This window comes from Cryobacterium sp. TMS1-20-1, assembly GCF_004402355.1.
Taxonomy (GTDB): Bacteria; Actinomycetota; Actinomycetes; order Actinomycetales; family Microbacteriaceae; genus Cryobacterium; species Cryobacterium levicorallinum.
Genome location: NZ_SOGF01000073.1, coordinates 1 through 3196 on the forward strand (window position 1 = coordinate 1; position 3196 = coordinate 3196).

3 protein-coding genes are annotated in these 3196 nt (G+C 59.9%); all 3 read right to left on the minus strand.

Going from position 1 to position 3196, the window contains the following annotated elements; genetic code table 11:
- Positions 1 to 183: 183 nt before the first annotated feature.
- Positions 184 to 1054 (minus strand): IS5 family transposase gene (locus E3O45_RS17325; RefSeq protein ID WP_241985427.1). Its coding sequence is split into 2 segments (ribosomal slippage): positions 184 to 693 and positions 695 to 1054, totalling 870 coding nucleotides; the frame shifts between segments, so codons are not numbered across the junction.
- 269 nt (positions 1055 to 1323) lie between these two features.
- Entirely contained in the window at positions 1324 to 2109 is a 786-nt protein-coding gene (locus E3O45_RS17330) for a FadR/GntR family transcriptional regulator (protein WP_370450402.1), read from the minus strand.
- A gap of 197 nt (positions 2110 to 2306) precedes the next feature.
- Positions 2307 to 2954 (minus strand): hypothetical protein, encoded by a 648-nt coding sequence (locus tag E3O45_RS17335; RefSeq protein ID WP_134444799.1) that lies wholly within the window; start codon positions 2952 to 2954, stop codon positions 2307 to 2309.
- Between the last annotated feature and the right edge of the window lie 242 nt (positions 2955 to 3196).

The following is a 3196-nucleotide window of genomic DNA, read 5'->3' on the forward strand; positions in this document are numbered from 1 at the left end:
AGATTTCGTCTTCTTCGTCACAGCATCAAGTGTCGTCATCACGGCACCTTTCCCGCCAGACCCAAGTCCGGCGCGTCAGGCCGGAAACACCGTTTAAGAGACAGTCCCGGGCGGCGGTCTCGGCTGGCATGGTCGGCATAATCGAAGTCCTTCGATCTAGGGCGTGTCTCCTAATGGCTTGAGTCAGATTGTGATGGCCCGGAGGATGACTCCGCCGCGGTAGTTGACGGCGAGTTTGTCGTATCGGGTCGCGATGCCGCGCCATTGTTTGAAAGCTTGGAAGCATCGCTCGATCACGTTGCGGCGTTTGTAGGCCTCTTTGTCGAATCCTGGTGGCCGGCCGCCTTGTGCTCCCCGCCGTTTGCGGTTGGCGATGTGGTCAGATTTCTCCGGAATCACGGCTTGGATACCGCGGTCGCGCAGAAGCTTTCTGTTCGCCTTTGACGCATAAGCTTTATCGGCCTTGGTGCGATCAGGCTTGGTCTGAGGACGCCCTGTGCCGCGGCATGGCAGTCTCAAGCTCGACATTACGTGCGGAAACATGGGCGAGTCACCGCCCTGCCCCGTACCCAGAAGAAGGACGAGAGGACGCATATTCGCGTCGCACAGTGCGTGGATCTTCGTGGTCAAACCGCCCCGTGATCGGCCAATTGCATGATCAGGTGGCTCGACGAGCAGATTCGTGTAATTTGACAGTTCCCCCCGTGGCCCGGCCGAGGTTCGTGCCGTGTTGATGCGCCCGGTTCACGGTCGAGTCCACCGACACTTCCCACTCGATTAGCCCGGCGGCATCCGCCTGGGACAGCAACTCCGTGAGGATCTTGTCCCACGTGCCGTCGCCGCTGAACCGGTGGTGCCGCTTCCATACCGTCTGCCACGGACCAAAACTCTCCGGCAAATCCCGCCAAGGAATCCCGGTTCGATACCGGTAGATGATCCCCTCGACCACGCGGCGATGATCCTGAAAGGGGCGGCCACCCTTCGCCGCAGCCAACGGCATCAACTGCTCAATCAACGACCACTGCGAATCAGTAAGGAAAACTGTGCGAGTCACATCTAAGTGCTCTCACAACCAACCCGCTGGGTTAGGAGACACGCCCTAGGCGAGCAGGGTGTTGAGAAAACCCCCAGCTTCCTCGACGCCCGCGCCGCCCTCTGCCGAGTCCACTGGATCCAAAGAATAAACGCCACGTCCACTGAACAGCCGACCATGACAAAATCACGGCAACAATCTTAGACACCCTCGCCTACCGGCGTAACCGCTTGGCGAACTGCGAAAGTCTACGCTATACAAGACCCTTCCTACTTTATTGGAATTCTGAGTCAATTTCGAATAAAGCCGTCGCTCTGATGCGGGGCGGCCCAGATCGTACTCATCTCGTCCATGGTGCGCTGCATTATGCCCAACATGGAACTTTGTGCGATATCGGGCGCACCCCTCTGGATGGCAGACGCAACGTCGACATGCAGCTGCAGCGCATCCTCGTGGGGGCGAGTCGGCATCATCCCATGGTGCGTTCGCCCGATTAGGACCTCGGAGATTAGCGAGTCGAGCTTCGCGAACATTTCGTTGCCCGAACTGGCCAGTACAAGCTGGTGGAACCGGATGTCGATGGCTAGGAACCGCTCTTGGTCGCCTGCCCCCCCTGCCGCCCACAGCTGGCCAGCCAGGCCCATCAAGTCGCTTGCATTCGCCAGCGGCGACCGAAGTGCCGCCAGCCGCGCCGCCTCAGGTTCGATGGCCATGCGCAGCTCAGTCAGGGAACGGAGTTGGGCGATTTGGGCTGGTGATGAAAGGCGCCAGCGGATCACCTGCGGATCGTACAGGTTCCACTCGCTGGGCGGCAAAACCAGCACGCCCACTCGGCGCCGCGATGCCACCAGGCCCATGGATTCGAGCACCCGAACCGCTTCCCGGATGACCGATCGCGATACCCCATATTGACGTTCGATATCTTCGATCTTCATCACCGTCCCGGCAGCGAGATCCTGACTGCAGAGGGCCAGTCCGAGGTCCTGAAGTACCCGTGCGTGCAGACCGCCGCCCACCGGGTCTCGCACATCAGGATCCTGCGGGGGGTTGAGGGCATTATTGACTTTGTCGATCACGCTCAGATCCTACGGGACGCGGCGTAAGAAATGTTTAGATATGCTTTGAATTTTGCGAGTTCCTCGGAAAAAGTCTGCGTACATCCGAGGACGAAGAATCTGCCGGCTGTTCACTAGCGGGAGTTTCCTAGCTAGCCTCGATCAGAGTTCCAGAAGTGCTGGTCAACTCTGGTTTTGGCGGCTGGGTTTTGTATGACCTAACTTTTCTTCGGGGCCCACTGGGCGAGGTTGAAGATCTCGGCCAGTTGGTCCTGGGTGGGGGTGGTCGTGGTGAGCATTCGGCGGGCTTTGGGACGCCCGCCGGTCGAAGAGAAGATCATGACGGTCTCCTGGACCTTCTCGAGCTGGTCGAGGAGCTCCCGGACCGAGAGGTGCAGGCCGGCCTGCTCGGCCTGCCGGCGCATGAGGTGCGCGATTTGCAGCGCCAGGACACAGGTGAAGGTGTGCACGCGAATGTTGTGCTCGGTCCAGTGATGCATGGGCGAGAACGACACCACATGGGGGTCTTTGAGCTGGCGGAAGCTGAACTCCGCGTCAGATTGTGATCGGTAGGCCGCCACGACATCAGCGATCGGCCAATCGTCCTGGTCGGTGACGAGGACGCGCTTGCCAAACACCTCGGTCTCCAACGCGAGGCGGGCGTCATCATCGACCGTGAATGTGAGCTGATGCGTGGCCGGCGTGGTGCCGGTTAGCTCCCAGGTCAGGACGCGGCGAACCCAGTAGTCGTGGGTGATCGACCGGATTTCCTCGGCGACTTGCTCGGTGCTGCGCCGGGTTTTCCCGCGCGCCAGCGTCGCGGCGAGTTCGGTCAGGAGCGCCTCGGCTTTGCTGAGGGTTTGCACGAATCCGACGGCTTGTTTGTCGTGCAGGACAGGTTGCCTGTGGCGCGACAAGGGCTCAGAGGTTTTCCGACCCCGTCAGGTTTCTGGAAGCCAAATGGTTACGCGTATCCCTTCGTCGGGGAGGCGCAGTACTTCCTAGGAGCGTGGGTCAGTAGTACCAAAGTTTAAAACGCCGGTCGATTTCCCGGGGTTGGGGTGTTGGTCTGGGAAAATTGATTATGAGCGATTCTGATGGCCTGTTC